14 protein-coding genes are annotated in these 16648 nt (G+C 71.1%); 8 read left to right on the top strand and 6 right to left on the bottom strand.

Features of this window, described 5'->3' with window-relative positions:
- Positions 1–2 precede the first annotated feature (2 nt).
- Genes Q9S71_RS12140 through Q9S71_RS12125 form a run of 4 tightly spaced genes read right to left on the bottom strand, consistent with a single transcriptional unit; the run spans position 3 to position 3664 of the window.
- Positions 3–1055: a substrate-binding domain-containing protein gene (locus Q9S71_RS12140; RefSeq protein WP_311862575.1), complete on the bottom strand. Its 1053-nt coding sequence runs from the start codon at positions 1053–1055 to the stop codon at positions 3–5.
- Positions 1052–2233: an ROK family transcriptional regulator gene (locus Q9S71_RS12135; RefSeq protein ID WP_311862574.1), complete on the bottom strand. Its 1182-nt coding sequence runs from the start codon at positions 2231–2233 to the stop codon at positions 1052–1054. Before Q9S71_RS12135 ends, Q9S71_RS12140 begins: the two co-directional genes overlap by 4 nt.
- Positions 2234–2277: 44 nt before the next feature.
- Positions 2278–3141 (bottom strand): NYN domain-containing protein, encoded by an 864-nt coding sequence (locus Q9S71_RS12130; protein ID WP_311862573.1) that lies wholly within the window; start codon positions 3139–3141, stop codon positions 2278–2280.
- A gap of 10 nt (positions 3142–3151) precedes the next feature.
- Positions 3152–3664, bottom strand: coding sequence for a hypothetical protein (locus Q9S71_RS12125; protein ID WP_311862572.1), 513 nt, complete (start codon positions 3662–3664; stop codon positions 3152–3154).
- Between the two features lie 152 nt (positions 3665–3816).
- On the opposite strand from Q9S71_RS12125, the gene Q9S71_RS12120 reads away from it, so the two are divergent.
- The 7 genes from Q9S71_RS12120 to Q9S71_RS12090 all read left to right on the top strand — a co-directional run bounded on the left by Q9S71_RS12120 (position 3817) and on the right by Q9S71_RS12090 (position 10339).
- A complete protein-coding gene (locus Q9S71_RS12120; RefSeq protein ID WP_311862571.1) occupies positions 3817–4827 on the top strand; it encodes a LacI family DNA-binding transcriptional regulator in 1011 nt (336 codons plus the stop codon).
- A 121-nt stretch (positions 4828–4948) separates the two neighbouring features.
- Positions 4949–5650, top strand: coding sequence for a class II aldolase/adducin family protein (locus tag Q9S71_RS12115; RefSeq protein ID WP_311862570.1), 702 nt, complete (start codon positions 4949–4951; stop codon positions 5648–5650).
- Positions 5651–5746: 96 nt separating this feature from the next.
- The gene (gene chvE / locus Q9S71_RS12110; RefSeq protein ID WP_064001686.1) at positions 5747–6880 is read left to right on the top strand and encodes a multiple monosaccharide ABC transporter substrate-binding protein; all 1134 of its coding nucleotides are present in this window, start codon (positions 5747–5749) and stop codon (positions 6878–6880) included.
- 90 nt (positions 6881–6970) lie between these two features.
- Positions 6971–8500: a multiple monosaccharide ABC transporter ATP-binding protein gene (mmsA, locus tag Q9S71_RS12105; protein ID WP_217530495.1), complete on the top strand. Its 1530-nt coding sequence runs from the start codon at positions 6971–6973 to the stop codon at positions 8498–8500.
- 17 nt (positions 8501–8517) lie between these two features.
- Positions 8518–9747: a multiple monosaccharide ABC transporter permease gene (gene mmsB, locus Q9S71_RS12100; protein WP_253035882.1), complete on the top strand. Its 1230-nt coding sequence runs from the start codon at positions 8518–8520 to the stop codon at positions 9745–9747.
- Between the two features lies 1 nt (position 9748).
- A complete protein-coding gene (locus Q9S71_RS12095) occupies positions 9749–9886 on the top strand; it encodes a hypothetical protein (RefSeq protein WP_311862569.1) in 138 nt (45 codons plus the stop codon).
- A gap of 90 nt (positions 9887–9976) precedes the next feature.
- Entirely contained in the window at positions 9977–10339 is a 363-nt protein-coding gene (locus tag Q9S71_RS12090; protein WP_311862568.1) for a PLD nuclease N-terminal domain-containing protein, read from the top strand.
- Positions 10340–10348: 9 nt separating this feature from the next.
- Here Q9S71_RS12090 and Q9S71_RS12085 read toward each other — a convergent pair whose 3' ends face one another.
- Entirely contained in the window at positions 10349–11329 is a 981-nt protein-coding gene (locus Q9S71_RS12085; protein WP_311862567.1) for a Gfo/Idh/MocA family protein, read from the bottom strand.
- A gap of 48 nt (positions 11330–11377) precedes the next feature.
- Between Q9S71_RS12085 and Q9S71_RS12080 the strand changes: the two genes are divergently transcribed.
- Positions 11378–12721, top strand: coding sequence for a M20/M25/M40 family metallo-hydrolase (locus Q9S71_RS12080; protein ID WP_311862565.1), 1344 nt, complete (start codon positions 11378–11380; stop codon positions 12719–12721).
- Between the two features lie 2 nt (positions 12722–12723).
- Here the strand turns inward: Q9S71_RS12080 and hrpA are convergent, their stop codons facing one another.
- Positions 12724–16602, bottom strand: coding sequence for an ATP-dependent RNA helicase HrpA (hrpA, locus tag Q9S71_RS12075; RefSeq protein ID WP_311862563.1), 3879 nt, complete (start codon positions 16600–16602; stop codon positions 12724–12726).
- Positions 16603–16648 lie beyond the last annotated feature (46 nt).

Below are 16648 nucleotides of genomic sequence, written 5' to 3'. Positions count from 1 at the left end.
TCTCATTCCAGCCCCGCCGCAGCGCAGGCCTCGGCATAGGCGGGGGTGCAGATGTCCTGCACGGTCCAGAACCCGTCGGCGACGACGGTCTCGGCGATGTCGTCGAGGGTGACGGCGACCGGGGTGAGGAGGGTCGCGGGGATGCCGTCGACGGTCGTGTCGCCCGCCGGGCGCTCACCGCTCGCGAGCTGCAGCGCGACGTCGGCGGCGATCGTCGCCTGGGTCCGCAGGGCTTTGTAGACGGTCATGTACTGGTCGCCCGAGACGATGCGCTGGAGCGCCGTGAGCTCGGCGTCCTGACCGGTCACCAGCGGGACGGGCGAGACGTCGGCGGCGCGGAGGGCCGCGATCGCGCCGCTCGCGGTGCCGTCGTTGGCGGCGTACACCGCGACGATCTCGTCGCCGTACTGGGCGATCTGCCCCGCCACCCAGGCCTGCGCCTTGTCGGGACTCCAGTCGGGAGTGTCGTATTCGGCGAGGATCCGGAGCCCCGCGTCGGCGATGACCCGGCGCGCGCCCTCGCGGAACTGCGCGGCGTTGCTGTCGGTCGGTGAGCCGTGGACCATGAGGATGCCGCCGTCGGTGCGACCCTCGCCCTCGAGGCCCGCCACGAGGGCGTCGGCCTGCAGCTCGCCGACGCGCTCGTTGTCGAAGGAGACGTAGTACGCCGGCTTCCCGCCGCCGACGATCATCCGGTCGTAGGAGACGACCGGCACGCCCTCGGCGGTCGCCGCCGCGAGGATCGACGCCGCCGCGCGACCGTCGACCGGGTCGAGGACGAGGACGGCGGCACCCGCCGCCAGCGCGGACTCCGCCTGCTGCTGCTGCCGCGCGGCATCCTGATCCGCGTTCGTGTACAGCACCTGCGCGTCGCCCGATTCGGCGATGCGCTCCTCGAACACCGGTCGGTCGAACGTCTCGTAGCGGGCGGTCTTCTTGTCGGGCAGGAGCAGGGCGATCGTGGTGCGGCCGGACGCGGTGTCGGGGAGCGCGCATCCCGAGAGTGCGGCGGCCGTGGCCCCCACGACGACGAGGGCGGCGAGTAGCCGTCTCATGCGGGGAACGCGACCAGTTCGGCGTCGACGGCGACGTGATCGAGCGCGAGCGCGATGGCCCCGCGGGTCTCGGCCCACTCCGCGAAGTCGGAGGCCACGATCTCGGGCACTCCGCCGCCGAGGATGGAACGCTCGAGCGAGTGGCGCAGCGGTGCGAGGAGGATCTCTCCTGCCCGCGCGAGCTCGCCGCCTACGACGATGCGTTCGGGGTCGATGAGGTTGCACAGGCTCGCCGCGGCGATGCCGATGTGACGCCCGGCATCCGCGATCGTCCGCTGCGCCGCGGCGACGCCGTCGCCCGCCGCCGTCACGAGGTCGCGGAGGCGATGGATGCCGTCGGTCTCGCTGAAGCCCGCGAGCAGCGCCGGGCCGGCCGCTACGGTCTCGAGGCAGCCCCGGTTGCCGCAGCGGCAGCGGCCACCGTTCTCGTCGATCGTCATGTGGCCGATCTGGCCGGTGCGGCCGCTCACCCCGCGGAAGAGGTCGCCGTCGACGAGCAGTCCCGCGCTGATGGCGTGCCCGACGGTGATGTAGACCGAGGAGGAGGCGCCGCGGGCAGCGCCCTCCCGTGCCTCGGCGAGCGCGCCGAGATTGGCCTCGCTGTCGACGTGCACGGGCCGGCCGATGCGGGCCGACAGGCTGCGGGCGATGTCGACGCCGTCCCACCCCGGGAGCAGCCCCGGAGTCGAGATGACGGAGGTGCGCGGATCGACGGGTGCCGGGAGCGCCAGGCCCACGGCCAAGAGGTCGGAGAGGGAGCCGCCGAGGCCCTCGACCATGTCGCCCAGGAGCAGGCTCAGCCGATCGAGCTCGGCGTCGTGCCGGTGGTCGGGTGCCAGCGGCAGCGAGGTCTCCGCGACGACCGACCGCGTGGCATCCGCGATCGCGACGTGCAGCTTGCGGGTCGAGAAGTGCGCACCGGCGACGAGGCCGACTTGGCGGGCGAGCGAGACGAGGGTCGCCCGCCGCCCGCTCCGCGAGGTGAAGGACGTGTGGAGGACTCCCGTCGCGGTGAGCTCCTTGACGATGTTCGACACCGTCGCGGGGGAGAGGCCGGTCGCGCCCGCGAGCTCGATCTGCGTCAGGCGCCCATGCCGCTTGAGCGAATCGAGCAGACGTGCACGATTCGCTTCTCGCAGCGAGGACTGCGAGCCGGGCGGTGTTGACCGGCGAGCCACGGGGACACCCTACCGCGCGGGGCGCGCGACCGGCCCCGGGCGGGTCAGGCGGCGTCGATGAGGCGCACGCGGACGATGTTGGTGGTCTCGTCGAGCTCGGCGACCTTCGGGTGGTCCTTGACGAAGTCAGAGAAGGAGCGGTGGCCGAGCGCCTTCTCACTGAAGGAGGGATCCATGCGCTTCAGCAGGTTCTTGACGGCCGAGAGATGGACCCACTCCTCGTCGGTGCGCTCGTGCTCGAGCCGCAGCGCGCGGGAGAGGAGCTGCTCGACGGGGTCGACCGTCTTGCGCCGGCGCCGACCCGCGCTGGGCGCGGCCTCGGGAGCGGGCTCGGGAAGGGCGAGGGTCACACCCGGGAGCGCGTCGTACGCGTCGAACTGGTCGCACGCGGCGGCGAGCGACTTGGCCGTGGAGCCGGCGACCCCGACGGCGACGACGAAGCGACCGAGGCGCTTGCACCGTTGCGCGAGCGGGACGTAGTCGCTGTCGCCGGCGACGATGACGACGTGGGTGAGGTCCTCGAGGCGGAACAGGTCCTCGACGGTGTCGACGGCGAGGCGGATGTCGGCACCGTTCTTCGCGTACGCCGCCGCCGGGAACAACTGCACGAGGTCGACCGCGCGGGCGACGAGCTGCTGCCGGTAGAGGGAGTTCACCGGCGACGACCAGTCCGCGTAGGCCCGGGTGAGCACGAGGGTGCCGAACGAGGCGGCGTAGTCCATGATCGCGCCGACGTCGATCATCGCCGCCGCGAGACGGTCGGCGATCTCCTTCTCGTCGGGGTCCGCGGCGATCCGCTGCCGGTCCCGCGAGTAGCTGTTGCGACCGTGCACCCGGTCGTACCAACTCATGACGATGTTGTCGAAGTCGAGGTAGACCGCGACGCGAGGAGTGGAGGAATCCGGCATCCCCCCAGTCTTACAGCTTGGGGCCGCCAGGTGTTCCCGGAACCGTGTCGCTGAGGCCGAGGACGAAGTCGAGGATGTCGCGGGCCGTCGCCGTCCGCCCCGGGCCGCGCCCGAGCGACCACCCGGCGTCGTCCGCGGAGAGGGTCGACCCGGCGACGGCGGCGCGGCGCTCGAAGGGCATGCGTGTGACGGCATACAGCGCGACGGCCCCGCTCAGGGTGGGTGGGAGCGCGACCGGGCGGTTGCCCGCGAGGACGAGCAGGGCGCGTGTCGCGTCGACGAGGGAGCGGATGCGGCGGCGCCGACCGCCGCGGATCTCCGCCACCACCTCGGTGAGCGGTCTCCCCGCGGAGGATCCCAGACCGGCCTCGGTGAGGAAGCGGTCGGCGTCGTCCTGCGACGGCGCGAAGCCCTCTGCGAGCACGACGACGTCGGCGAGCGCCTCTTTCCAGTCGCCCGTCACCGCGGACTCGTCCGTGCGCTCCCGGTTGCTGAGGGGCAGGTGGCGCGAGAGGTCGGACATGCGGTCAGCTTAGGCGGCGGCGGGTGCGATGTGACAGGCCGCCTTGTCACACGCGAGGCCCCGTCACGACAGGGGAGTAGGGTGCCCTGGGGGTCGAGACGTGCATAATGGCGTCGAATCGATGTGACCGTGAACATTCAGCAAGGGGCCCGATGAGCGACGATGCCGCCGGCCGGAGACCGAGTATCCGCGATGTCGCGCGCCTCGCGGAGGTCTCGCACCAGACGGTGTCCCGCGTCCTGAACGACCACCCCAGCATCCGGCCGGAGACGCGGGACCGGGTTCTGGCGGCGATGCGGGATCTCTCGTACAGCCCGAACCGCGCGGCCCGTGCGCTGGTGACGAGCCGGTCGCGGACCATCGGCGTGCTCGCGGCGTCGGCGACGCAGTACGGCCCGGCCGCCTCCATCGCCGCGATCGAAGCGGCCGCGCAGGCGCGGGGCTACTGGGTGTCGACGGCGAACATCGACCCCGGCGACCCGCAGTCCATCCCCGACGGCATCTCGCACCTCATGGCCCAATCCGTCGAGGGCCTCGTCGTGATCGCGCCCCAGGTGCGCGTCATCCGGGCCATCGCCGCCCACGCGGTCGATGTGCCGTTCGTGACCCTGCAGTCCACCGATCCCGACGCGGGTCACTCCGTCGCCGTCGACCAGGTCGCGGGCGCCCGACTGGCCACACGCCACCTGATCGAACTGGGCCACCGCTCGATCTACCACCTCGCGGGGCCGCAGGACTGGATGGAGGCGGAGGCTCGCATGACGGGTTTCCTCGAGGAGATCAGCGCATGGGACATCGCCACGACCGCGCCGATCCTGGGGGACTGGACCGCCGACTTCGGCTATTACGCCGGGCGCGAGCTGCTGCGATACCGCGACTTCACGGCGATCTTCTCCTCCAACGACCAGATGGCGCTGGGGCTCCTGCACGCCGTGCGCGACGAGGGCCTGGACTGTCCGCGCGACATCAGCATCGTCGGGTTCGATGACATCCCAGAGGCGGGCCACTTCTGGCCGCCGCTCACGACGGTGCGTCAGGACTTCGCCGAACTCGGCCGCCGGTGCGTCGAGATCCTGCTCGACGAGGCGGGGTCCGCAGCGCTTCCCATGCTCACGCCGGAGCTCGTCGTCCGGTCGTCGACGGCGGCGGTCGCCCGACTCTGACCCTCTCGGCGCGTCGTGTTTGACATCGCCGCGGCCTTGGGTGCATAGTCTCCGATGTGAACGGTCACATGGCCGTCACCCGGCCGAGTGGATCGGACCGCGCAGGACAAGGGAGTCGGCAATGGCGTCGAAGGACGAGCGCTACGTGAGCGGGGTGAAGACCGAGGTGGCCGTCGCACGCATCCGCGAGCGAGTGGCATCCCTCCTGGTCGACCTGTCCCGCCGTGGCCTGGTCTCGGCCACGCTGTGCGAGCGCGTCCCCGACGCGGACCTCTTCGTCACCCGACCCGTGGACGCGGACGACGACCTCGCGCCCGAGCGGATGATGGTCCTCACCCTCACCGGCACCCCCGTCGCCGGGACGCCCGGCGAGGGCGGCGCGCGCCCCGCCGACGTCGCGCTCTACGCGACGGTGCTCCGCGAGCTCCCGGACACGATGGCCCTCGTCCACCTCGAGACCGGCCACGCGGCCGCCTGGGCGGCACGCGGGCAGGAGATCCCCTGCGTCACCGCCCAGTCCGCTCGCGAGTTCGGCGGCGCGGTGCCTGTCCTCGCCGGGCCGCGCGTCGACCCGGCGGCGCTCGTCAAGGCCCTCCGCGGCGACGGCGCCTCCGTCGTCCTCGTCGCAGGTCTCGGCGCCTTCTGCGCGGCCGGCTCCGCCCGCGAGGCGGCCCGTGTCGCGCAGGTGCTCGAAGGCGTCGCCCGCACCGCTGCACTCGCCGCGGCCGGCGGACCCACCGAGCCCCTCTCGCCCGAGACGATCGCGGACCTCTCCGGCCGCGCTCGCGACCTGCGGGAACCGATCACCGACGGCCGCCGGTAGCCCGATACCGGGCGCGGCCACCACCCACAGGACCCCGGCAGGGGTCATGCACCAACCGAACACCACGACACCGAAGTCAACGGGAAAGGAATCACAGTGAAACTCAAGAGGATCATCTTCGTCGGCCTCGCAGCCGGCGCCCTCGCACTCACGGCATGCGCCGGCGGCAACGGCGGTGGCACTAGCGGCGGCGGCAACGAGGGCGGCGGCGACGGCGGCCTGATCGGCGTCGCGATGCCGACCAAGAGCTCCGAGCGCTGGATCCAGGACGGCGACGCCGTCAAGAAGGCACTGGAGGACCAGGGCTACAAGGTCGACCTGCAGTACGCCGAGGACGACATCCCCACCCAGGTCTCGCAGATCGAGAACATGATCACCAAGGGCGCCGAGGCGCTGATCGTCGCCTCGATCGACGGCACGACGCTGACCGAGGCCCTGCAGAACGCCGCGGATGCCGACATCCCCGTCATCGCCTACGACCGCCTCATCAAGGGCACCGAGAACGTCGACTACTACGCGACGTTCGACAACGAGCTCGTCGGCAACCAGCAGGCATGGACCGTCCTCAACGGTCTCGGCCTGACCGACCTCGAGGGCAACAAGCTGGACGACGCGCCCAAGGGGCCGTTCAACATCGAGCTGTTCGCCGGCTCGCTGGACGACAACAACGCGTTCTTCTTCTTCAACGGCGCGATGGACGTGCTGAAGCCCTACATCGAGGACGGCACGCTCGTCGTCAAGTCGGGCCAGACGAGCATCGAGCAGGCAGCGACGCTCCGCTGGGACGGCGAGACCGCGCAGAGCCGCATGGAGGACATCCTCACGGCCAACTACAGCGACGGCACGCAGGTCGACGCCGTCCTGTCGCCCTACGACGGCATCTCGCGCGGCATCATCTCGGCTCTCGCCGACGCCGGCTACTCCGTCGGTGAGGAGTGGCCGATCATCTCCGGTCAGGACGCCGAGGTCGACTCGGTCAAGGCCATCCTGAGCGGCGAGCAGTACGCGACGATCTTCAAGGACACCCGCGAGCTGGCCAAGGTCGCTGCGGACATGGCCGTCGCCGTGCTGAACGACGAAGAGCCCGAGACCAACGACACCACCACGTACGACAACGACGTCAAGGTCGTCCCGTCGTACCTGCTGGCCCCGGTCCCGGTCGTCAAGGACAACGTCCAGTCGGCGCTCGTCGACACGGGCTACTGGACGGCGGAGGAGCTGGGTCTCTGACCCGGGTCCGCCACTGACCATCCGCGTCGGCGGCGAGGTTCGCCTCGCCGCCGACGCACCCCCATCCATCCCTCACGGAAGTCGGAGATCGTGACCGAGACCATCCTCGAGATGCGCGGCATCACCAAGACGTTCCCTGGCGTGAAGGCGCTGTCGAACGTCAACTTCGCCGTCCAGCGCGGCGAGATCCACGCCATCTGCGGCGAGAACGGCGCCGGCAAGTCGACGCTCATGAAGGTGCTGTCGGGTGTCTACCCGCACGGCACCTACGACGGCGAGATCCACTACGCCGGCGACGTCGTCGAGTTCAAGAGCCTGCGCGACAGCGAAGCGCGCGGCATCGTCATCATCCACCAGGAGCTCGCCCTCAGCCCCTACCTCTCGATCGCCGAGAACATCTTCCTCAACAACGAGCGCACGGGCGCGGGCGGCCTCATCGACTGGAACAAGACCAACTTCGAGGCGGCGGAGCTGCTCAAGCGCGTCGGACTGCGCGAGAACCCCACCACCAAGGTCAACCAGCTCGGTGTCGGCAAGCAGCAGCTCGTCGAGATCGCGAAGGCGCTCTCGAAGGAGGTCAAGCTCCTCATCCTCGACGAGCCGACCGCCGCCCTGAACGACGAGGACTCCGATCACCTGCTCGATCTGATCCTCAGCCTCCGCGAGGAGGGGATCACGTCGATCATCATCAGCCACAAGCTGAACGAGATCAAGAAGGTCGCCGACGCCGTCACGGTCATCCGCGACGGCAAGACGATCGAGACGATCGCGAAGTCCGACGTCACCGAGGACCGCATCATCAAGGACATGGTGGGTCGCGACCTCGAGCACCGCTACCCCGACCACGAACCGCAGATCGGCGACGAGCTGCTGCGTGTCGAGAACTGGACCGCGCACCACCCGCAGGACCCGACCCGTGTCGTCGTCGACGACGTGTCGATCACGGTCCGCGCGGGCGAGATCGTCGGGATCGCCGGCCTCATGGGCGCCGGCCGCACCGAGTTCGCGATGAGCCTGTTCGGCCACAGCTACGGCACCCGCATCTCGGGCAAGGTCTTCATGCGCGGCCAGGAGATCCGCACGCGCACGGTGTCGGAGGCGATCGCCAACGGCCTCGCGTACGCCACCGAGGACCGCAAGACCTACGGACTGAACCTCATCGACGACATCAAGCGGAACATCTCGATGGCGTCGCTGAAGAAGCTCGAGAAGGCGGGGCTGGTCGACGACAACGAGGAGTTCGCCGTCGCCAACCAGTACCGCAAGAGCATGAACATCAAGGCGCCGACCGTGCTCGCCAAGACCGGGAAGCTCTCGGGCGGCAACCAGCAGAAGGTCGTCCTGTCGAAGTGGATCTACTCCGACCCCGAGGTGCTCATCCTCGACGAGCCCACCCGCGGCATCGACGTCGGAGCGAAGTACGAGATCTACACAATCATCAACAAGCTCGCCGCCGCCGGGAAGGGCGTCATCGTCATCTCGTCGGAGCTCCCCGAACTCCTCGGCATCTCCGACCGCGTGTACGCGCTGTCGGAGGGTCGGATCACCGGTGAGATGCCGATCAGCGAGGCCACCCCCGAACACGTCCTCAAACTCATGACCATGGAGAAGCCCCGCTGACGGGGCAGGAGACACACATGTCCAACACCACTTCCACGGAGACCGCCGCCGGCGGCGGCATCCATCCGTCCGACAACCGCGTCACCCGCTGGCTGGCGACGGTCCTGTCCGACCTCGGCCGCAACGGCATCTTCATCGCCCTGATCGCGGTCGTCGTCCTGTTCGCGATCCTCACCGACGGCATCCTGCTGCGTCCGCAGAACCTGTCGAACCTGGTCGTCCAGAACGGGTACATCCTCGTGCTGGCGATCGGAATGGTGATGATCATCATCGCCGGCCACATCGACCTGTCCGTCGGGTCCGTCGCGGCCTTCATCGGCGCCGTGTCGGGTGTGCTGGCGGTCGATATGGGACTGCCCTGGGGCGTCGCGATCATCCTGTCACTCCTGATCGGTGCCCTCGTCGGCGCCTGGCAGGGCTTCTGGGTCGCGTACGTCGGCATCCCCGCCTTCATCGTGACCCTGGCGGGCATGCTCATCTTCCGCGGACTCGCGCTCGTGGTGCTCGGTAACCAGAACATCGGCTCGTTCCCGACGGAGTACCGCGCGCTCGGCAACGGCTTCCTCGCGGGGCTGTTCGGCGAGTCCGACCCCGACCTGTTCACCCTCGTCATCGGTGGGGTCGCCATCGTCGCCCTCGCGGTGCAGCAGGTCCGTACGCGCCTCGGCCGTCAGAAGTACGACCAGGACGTCGACCCGCTCATCTGGTTCATCGCCAAGCTCGCGCTCGTCGCGGTCGTCATCGGCTGGTTCACCCTCGCGCTGGCCTCGTACAAGGGCATCCCGGTCACCCTGATCGTGCTCGCCGTCCTCGTGCTCGTCTACGGCATCGTGATGAATCGCACGGTCTTCGGCCGTCACATCTACGCCATCGGCGGCAACCGCCACGCGGCGGAACTGTCGGGCATCAAGACGCGTCGGGTGGACTTCTGGCTCTTCGTGAACATGGGTGTCCTCGCCGCACTGGCGGGCCTCATCTTCACCGCGCGCCTCAACCTCGCCGGTCCCAAGGCGGGTGAGGGCTTCGAGCTCGAGGCGATCTCGGCGGCCTTCATCGGCGGCGCAGCGGTGCAGGGCGGTGTCGGCACGATCGGCGGCGCGATCATCGGTGGTCTCATCATCGGTGTCCTGAACAACGGCATGTCGATCATGGGCATCGGCATCGACTGGCAGCAGGCCGTGAAGGGTCTCGTGCTGCTGTTCGCCGTCGCCTTCGACGTCTACAACAAGCGTCGGGCAGGCCACTGAGATGGCGAAGAATCTGCCCACGGGCGACCTCGACCGACCCGGTCCGACGACCGCGCGGATCACGATGTGGATCTGCGGCGGCGCCGTGGGTCTCTACATGGTCGTGAGCGGCCTCATCGGTGCCCTGACCACCGGCTGAACCGGTCCGCTCACCGGCCCACCGCATCCCCTCTTCCCGACGCGGAGGAGGGGATGCGGTCGTTCACCGCTGACTCATAGACTCGGGCGCATGCCCTATCTGGTCTCGCTCGTCGTGCTGGCCGGGATGATCTTCGCGCTCGTCGACATCATCACGCGCGATCAGAGCCTCGTGAAGCACATGCCCAAGACGGTCTGGCTCTTCGTTGTCATCCTGCTGCCGTTCCTCGGGACGGTGCTGTGGTTCGCGATCGGTCGCGAGTACCCGCGGCGCGAGGTCAGTCGTCCGCCGCAGTTCGCTCCGTGGGCGAGCGAACCCGCCGCGCCGCCGGTGCGCGCGCACGAGGCCCGCTCGACCGAGCAGCAGCTCGCCGACCTCGAGCGCGAGATCGAGGAGGAGCGGCTGCGCGCGGAACTCGCCCGGCGCCGCCGTGAGCTCGGCGACCCGGCCTGAGCCGCGGCGTCAGCCGCGCGGGTAGACGACGCCGATCTGCCGGCGGATCTCGTCGAGCGTGCCCATGATCGCGACGCTCTCGTCGATCGGGAGGATGTCGCCGTCGGTGCGCCCCTGCGCGACGAGCTGCTCGGCGTGGAAAGCCTGGAACTGCATGCCGCGGCCGTCGATCTCGGTGCGGAACTCCTCGACGAGCGCCCCGTCCGCCCCGAACACGCGGAACGTGGTCGGCGCGTAGAAAACGCCGTCGATCTCGATGCGCCCCTTCGTCCCGACGACCTGGGCGGCGTTGGCGCCCGCCGCGCGCGAGGAGGTGAGGAGCGAGGACACGCCGCCGTTCGCGTGCACCATCGCGATCGCGACGTCGGTGTCGGCCCCGGTCGCGGCCAGCTGCGCCGTGGCGCGGATCTCCGCCGGTGCGCCGAGGACGTCCCAGGCGAACGAGACCGGGTAGATGCCGAGGTCGAGCAGCGCGCCCCCGCCGAGCGCGAGGTCGTTGAGACGGTGGCTCGGGTCGTCGGTGATGTTCTGGGTGTGGTCGGCGCTCACGAGGCGGACCTCGCCGATGACGCCGTCGGCGAGGATCTCGCGCAGGCGCACCATGTGGGGGAGGTAGCGCGTCCACATCGCCTCCATCGCGAGCAGACCGTGATCGGCGGCGAGGTCGCGGATCGCGACGGCCTGGTCGGCGTCGAGCGTGAGGGGCTTCTCGATGAGGACGTGCTTGCCGTGCTCGAGGGCGAGCGCGGCGCCCGCGAGGTGGTGGCTGTGCGGGGTCGCGATGTAAACGATGTCCACCTCGGGGTCGGCGACGAGATCCTCGTACGATCCGTGGGCGTGGGGGATCCCGTACTGCTCCGCGAACGCCTGCGCGGAGTCGAGCCGGCGCGAGCCGACGGCGGTGACGGTGCGCCCCGCCGTCTTCAGGTCCGAGGTGAAGGCGTGCGCGATGCCGCCGGTGGCCAGGATTCCCCAGCGAAGAGAGGTCATCGCCCGAGCCTATCGGCGCAGCGTGCGCACCGGATCTAGAGTCGGATCGTGACCCGTCCCGCCGCCGCCGCCCTCGACCGGTTCCGCGAGCTGCTGCGGATCCCGACGGTGTCGATGCCGCCGGGGGAACCGGATGCCGACGGTGCACCGTTCGTCCGCTTCCGGGACGCCGTCGAGCGGCTCTACCCCGCGCTCCACGGCGCGCTCGAGCGCGAGGTCGTCGGCGGCTACTCGCTGCTCTACCGCTGGCGCGGAGCGGATGCCGCGGCTCCCCTCGTCCTCATGGCGCACATCGACGTTGTGCCGGTCGTCGCGGACGAGTGGGACCGCGACCCGTTCGGCGCCGAGACGGTCGGGGCGGGCGACGACGCCGAGATCCACGCGCGCGGCGCGGTCGACGACAAGGGTGCTCTCGTCGCGATCCTCGAAGCCGTCGACGCCCTCGTCACCGAGGGGTTCACGCCGCAGCGGGACGTCTACCTCGCCTTCGGCCACAACGAGGAGGTCGCCGGCGACGGCGCCCAGGCCATCGTCGAGGTCCTGCGGCAGCGCGGCGTGCGGCCCTCGCTCGTGCTCGACGAGGGCGGCGCGGTCGTCGAGGGGGCGATCCCCGGGGTGCACATGCCCACCGCCGTGATCGGCGTCGCCGAGCGCGGCGTCATGACCGTCCACCTCACCGCGCGGGAGCTCGGCGGGCACGCCTCGACCCCGCCCCGCGACCCTGCCACCGCGCGGCTCGCGCGGGCCGTGCTGCGGCTGCACCGCCGGCCGTTTCCGACGCGTCTCGTGCCGCCCGTGCGCGCGATGTTCGAGACCGTCGCCCCGCACACGACCGGCCCGCTGCGGCCCGTCTTCGCGAGCATCGGCGTGACGGGACGGCTGCTCGCGAAGGTCTTCCCGCGGCTCGGTCCCGAGCTGAACGCCCTCGTGCGGACGACGGCGGTGGTGACCGAGCTCGCCGGCGCCGCGGGGGCGAACGTCCTCGCCACCTCCGCCCGGGCGAGCGTGAACGTCAGGCTGCTGCCCGGCGACACGGCCGCGTCGGCGGCCGCCCGCATCCGTCGTGTCATCGCCGACCGCCGCGTCGAGGTCGAGGTCGCGTCGGCCTCGGAGCCCTCGCCGGTGTCGCCGTGGACGGGTCCCGCGTGGGACCGCCTCGTCGCCGCCACCGCGTCGGCGCTCGGGGAGGACGTCGTCCCGACGCCCTACATCCAGCTCGGCGCCAGCGACAGCCGGTGGTTCACCGAGATCAGCGATCACGTGTATCGCTTCACGCCGTTCCACCTGACGCGCGGCGAGCGGGAGGCCCTGCACTCGCACAACGAGCGCATCCGCGTGGGGTCGTGGCTGCGGGGGATCGAGTTCTACCGCGACCTGCTGCGGGCCGGCTGAGTTCAGCCGCGCTCGGAAAGTGCCTTCGAGACCCGCTGCAGCGACACCGGCTCGGCGGTGCCGAGGCGCTGCGCGAACAGGCTCACGCGGAACTCCTCGAGGAGCCACCGCGCGTGGACCAGGTGCGCGGGAGCGCCGGCGGGGAGCGGGAGGGTGCCCCCGGCATCCGCGAACAGGGCTGCGGCGCGCTCGTACTCGGTCATCCGCTGGCGGTCGCGGCCGGGGTTGTCGGAAAGGGCGTCGACGCGGTCCTTCGCCCCCTGCAGGTAACGCGGCACGTGCGCGAGACGGGCGGTGCCGGTGCGGGAGAGGAAGCCCGGGTGCAGGAGCGCCGCGAGCTGACCCTTCACGTCGCCGAGGGCGGCGAGCAGCGTCATCGAGTTCTGGTTCTTGACGGCACGTTCGACATCGCGCTGCAGGGTGAGGATGCGGGCGGCGAGCGACACGGTCTGGAACAGCTCGTCGACGACGCGGCTAGAGAACGCGTCGCGGGCGGCCGTGAACGCGGCCTCGGTGCGGATGACGGCGTCGCCCATGACGGCGTCGGCCACGGCGACCCGGGCGTCCTCGATCAGCGCCTTCGCCGAGGGGTACGGCGACGCCGCGAGGGCCAGCTTCTCGGGGGCGGTCAGGTGGTCCATGACATAGGCCGTGGGGGAGGGGACGGCGAGCAGCAGCAGGCGCCGCGCGCCCGCGCGGGTCAGGTCTGCCGCGCGCTCGGCGGTCGCCTCGATCCGCAGCGACACGGCGTCCTTCGCGTCGACGAGGGCGGGGTAGCCGCGGACGACACCGCCGGCGACCTTCGTGTCGACGACGGCGGGCAGGTCGCCGACGTCCCACGTCGTGATGCCCGTGCGTTCGATCGGCGCGCTCGCGGCCGCGACGGCCGCGGCGGGGGATGCCGAGGGCTGCGGCCCTCTCTTCGGGCTGAGCGACCGGGCGACCGACTCGCGGGCGCGACCGGCGAGGCGGTCCTGCAGCTCGCGCAGATCGCGGGACGACCCCACCGTGCGCCCGCGCTGGTCGACGGCGCGGAACGAGACGGTCAGGTGGGCGGGCACGCGCTCGAGGTTGAAGTCGCGCTCGGTCACCGGCTGGTGCGCGACGCGCTGGATGCGTGCGGCGAGCGCCGCGCGCAGGGTGGATGCCGGGAGTCCGTCGGTGTCCTCCGGCCCCGAGCCGCGCAGCTCGTCGCCGAGGGTCGCCGCCCAGTCCGCGGCCGGGACGACGTGGCGCCGGATCGCCTTCGGGAGCGCCTTGATGAGCGCCGTGACGAGCTCGTCCCGCATCCCGGGCACCTGCCAGTCGAAACCGTCGGGGCGCAGCTGCGCGAGGAGGGCCAGCGGCACGACGATGCTGACGCCGTCATCGGCAGCGCCCGGCTCGAACCGGTAGGCGACCGACAGCACCTGGTCGCCCTGACGCCAGCGCGCCGGGAAGTCGCGCTCGTCGGTGCGGGCGGACTCGCCGAGGAGGTCGCCCTCGGTCATGTCGAGCAGCTTCGGGGTGCGCGGCTGCGTCTCGCGCCACCACGCCTCGAACGAGCGGACGTCGAACACGTCGTGCGGCACGCGCGCGTCGTAGAAGGCATACACGGCCTCGTCGCCGACGAGGATGTCGCGGCGGCGCTCCCGCTCCTCGATGCGCTCGAGCTGGCGGCGGAGCTCGCCGTTGCGGCGCTCGAACGCGGTGAGCCGCTTGTCGAGGTGCTGGCTGTTCCACTCGCCCTCGACGAGCGCGTGACGCAGGAACAGCTCCCGCGCCAGGTCGCGGTCGCGGCGGGCGAGCTGCACGCGGCGGCGGGGGATGATCTCGACCCCGAACAGCGTCACCTTCTCGGCCGCGACGGCGGCACCGGCATCCTTCGACCAGTGCGGGTCGCTGAGACTGCGGTGCGCGAGGTCGCCGGCGAGGTCCTCAGCCCAGGCGGGGTCGATGGCGGCGACCGTGCGGCCGAACAGGCGGGAGGTCTCGACGAGCTCGGCGGCCATGACGGCGTCGGGGGAGGCCTTGCGCAGGCCCGAGCCGGGGAAGATCGCGAACGAGGCGCCGCGGGCACCCCGGTACTGCGGGAGGGGCTTGCGGGCGTTCTTCTTGGCGGGATCGGTCGTGACCGAGCGCGTATCGAGGATGCCGATGTGCGACAGGAGACCCGAGAGGATCGCGCGGTGCAGCGCATCGGGGTCGGCGGCGCCGGCGGTGCGGCGGGGCGCGTCCTTCGCGGCGCCCGAGCGCGACAGCGTGCTCAGCTGGCGGTGCACGTCGAACCACTCCCGCACCCGCACGTAGTTGAGGTGCTCGCTGCGGCACAGGCGCCGGAATGCGCTCGAACCCAGCTCGCGCTGCTGCTCGCGGAGATGGTTCCAGAGGTTCAGCAGGGTGAGGAAGTCGCTCGTCGGGTCGACGAACCGGGCGTGCAGCCGGTCGGCCTCCTCCCGGCGCTCCTCGGGGCGTTCGCGGACATCCTGGATGGACAGGCCCGCGACGATCGCGAGGACGTCGCGCGAGACGCCGAGCTTCTCGGCCTCCAGCAGCATCCGCGCGAACCGGGGGTCGATCGGCAAGCGGGCGATCCGCCGGCCGAGGCCCGTCAGTCGTAGCGCGCCCGTGCGCCCCGTCACGGCGCGGAGCTCGGTGAGCAGTTCGACCGCGGCCTTCACGCCGCGGCTGTCGGGCTTCGTGAGGAACGGGAACTCCGTGACGTCGCCGAACCCGAGCGAGAGCATCTGCAGGATCACCGACGCGAGCGAGGTGCGGAGGATCTCGGGCTCGGTGAATTCCGGCCGCGCGGTGAAGTCGTCCTCGCCGTAGAGGCGGATCGCGATGCCCGCCGACGTGCGGCCGGCGCGCCCCGAGCGCTGCTGCGCCGACGCCTGCGAGATCGCCTCGATCGGCAGACGCTGGATCTTCGACCGCACGCTGTAGCGCGAGATGCGCGCCGTGCCGGCGTCGACGACGTAGCGGATGCCGGGGACCGTGAGGCTCGTCTCGGCGACGTTCGTCGCGAGGATGATCCGCCGCCGCACCCCGGCGACCGCGGACGGCTCGAACACGCGGTGCTGCTCGGCGGAGGAGAGCCGGCCGAACAGGGGCAGCACCTCGGTGGGACGCGCATCCTTCGCGTAGAGGCCGCGGACGGCATCCATCGCGTCGCGGATCTCGGCCTCGCCGGGGAGGAAGACGAGCACGTCGCCGTCGGGCTCGCGGTCGAGCTCGCGGAGCGCCGCGAGCAGCCCGTCGACGTCGTCCTCGGACGCGGCGTCGTGCGGGCGGTAACGGATCTCGACGGGGTAGGTGCGGCCCGAGACCTCGATGATCGGGGCGGGCACGCGCTCGCCGTCCGGTGCGGTCGCGGCGAAGTGCGCCGCGAAGCTCTCGGGGTCGATCGTCGCCGAGGTGATGATCACCTTCAGGTCGGGACGCTCGGGCAGGATGCGGGCGAGGTACCCCAGCAGGAAGTCGACATTGAGCGAGCGCTCGTGCGCCTCGTCGACGATGATCGTGTCGTAGCGGCGCAGCAGACGGTCGCGGTGGATCTCGTTGAGCAGGATGCCGTCGGTCATGAGCGTGACCTGCGTGGCGTCGGTCACCTCGTCCGTGAAGCGGACCTTGTAGCCGATCGCGCCGCCGAGCGGCACCTGCACCTCGTGCGCGAGGCGTTCGGCGATCGAGCGCGCCGCGATGCGGCGGGGCTGCGTGTGGGCGATGCGCGTACGCCCGAGCTCGAGGCACATCTTCGGCAGCTGGGTCGTCTTGCCGGATCCGGTGGCACCGGCGACGATGACGACCTGGTTCTCCGCGATGGCGCGCGTGATCTCCTCCCGCGCGGCGCTGACGGGCAGCTCCGGGGGATACGAGAGGACGGGGGCGGGTGCGGACACAGCCTTCGATGCTATCGCGCGGGCGGATGCCGGCGGTCGCCCGCCG

Origin of the sequence: Microbacterium gawkjiense (genome assembly GCF_031932225.1) — a bacterium.
GTDB classification, from domain to species: domain Bacteria; phylum Actinomycetota; class Actinomycetes; order Actinomycetales; family Microbacteriaceae; genus Microbacterium; species Microbacterium gawkjiense.
This window is presented reverse-complemented; position numbering and strand designations above follow the sequence as displayed.

Coding starts and splice junctions, on each gene's coding strand:
- Q9S71_RS12140 (WP_311862575.1), bottom strand. CDS start 1,055: ATGAGACGGCTACTCGCCGCCCTCGTCGTCGTGGGGGCCACGGCCGCC.
- mmsB (WP_253035882.1), top strand. CDS start 8,518: ATGTCCAACACCACTTCCACGGAGACCGCCGCCGGCGGCGGCATCCAT.
- Q9S71_RS12085 (WP_311862567.1), bottom strand. CDS start 11,329: ATGACCTCTCTTCGCTGGGGAATCCTGGCCACCGGCGGCATCGCGCAC.
- Q9S71_RS12120 (WP_311862571.1), top strand. CDS start 3,817: ATGAGCGACGATGCCGCCGGCCGGAGACCGAGTATCCGCGATGTCGCG.
- Q9S71_RS12125 (WP_311862572.1), bottom strand. CDS start 3,664: ATGTCCGACCTCTCGCGCCACCTGCCCCTCAGCAACCGGGAGCGCACG.
- Q9S71_RS12115 (WP_311862570.1), top strand. CDS start 4,949: ATGGCGTCGAAGGACGAGCGCTACGTGAGCGGGGTGAAGACCGAGGTG.
- Q9S71_RS12095 (WP_311862569.1), top strand. CDS start 9,749: ATGGCGAAGAATCTGCCCACGGGCGACCTCGACCGACCCGGTCCGACG.
- Q9S71_RS12090 (WP_311862568.1), top strand. CDS start 9,977: ATGCCCTATCTGGTCTCGCTCGTCGTGCTGGCCGGGATGATCTTCGCG.
- Q9S71_RS12130 (WP_311862573.1), bottom strand. CDS start 3,141: ATGCCGGATTCCTCCACTCCTCGCGTCGCGGTCTACCTCGACTTCGAC.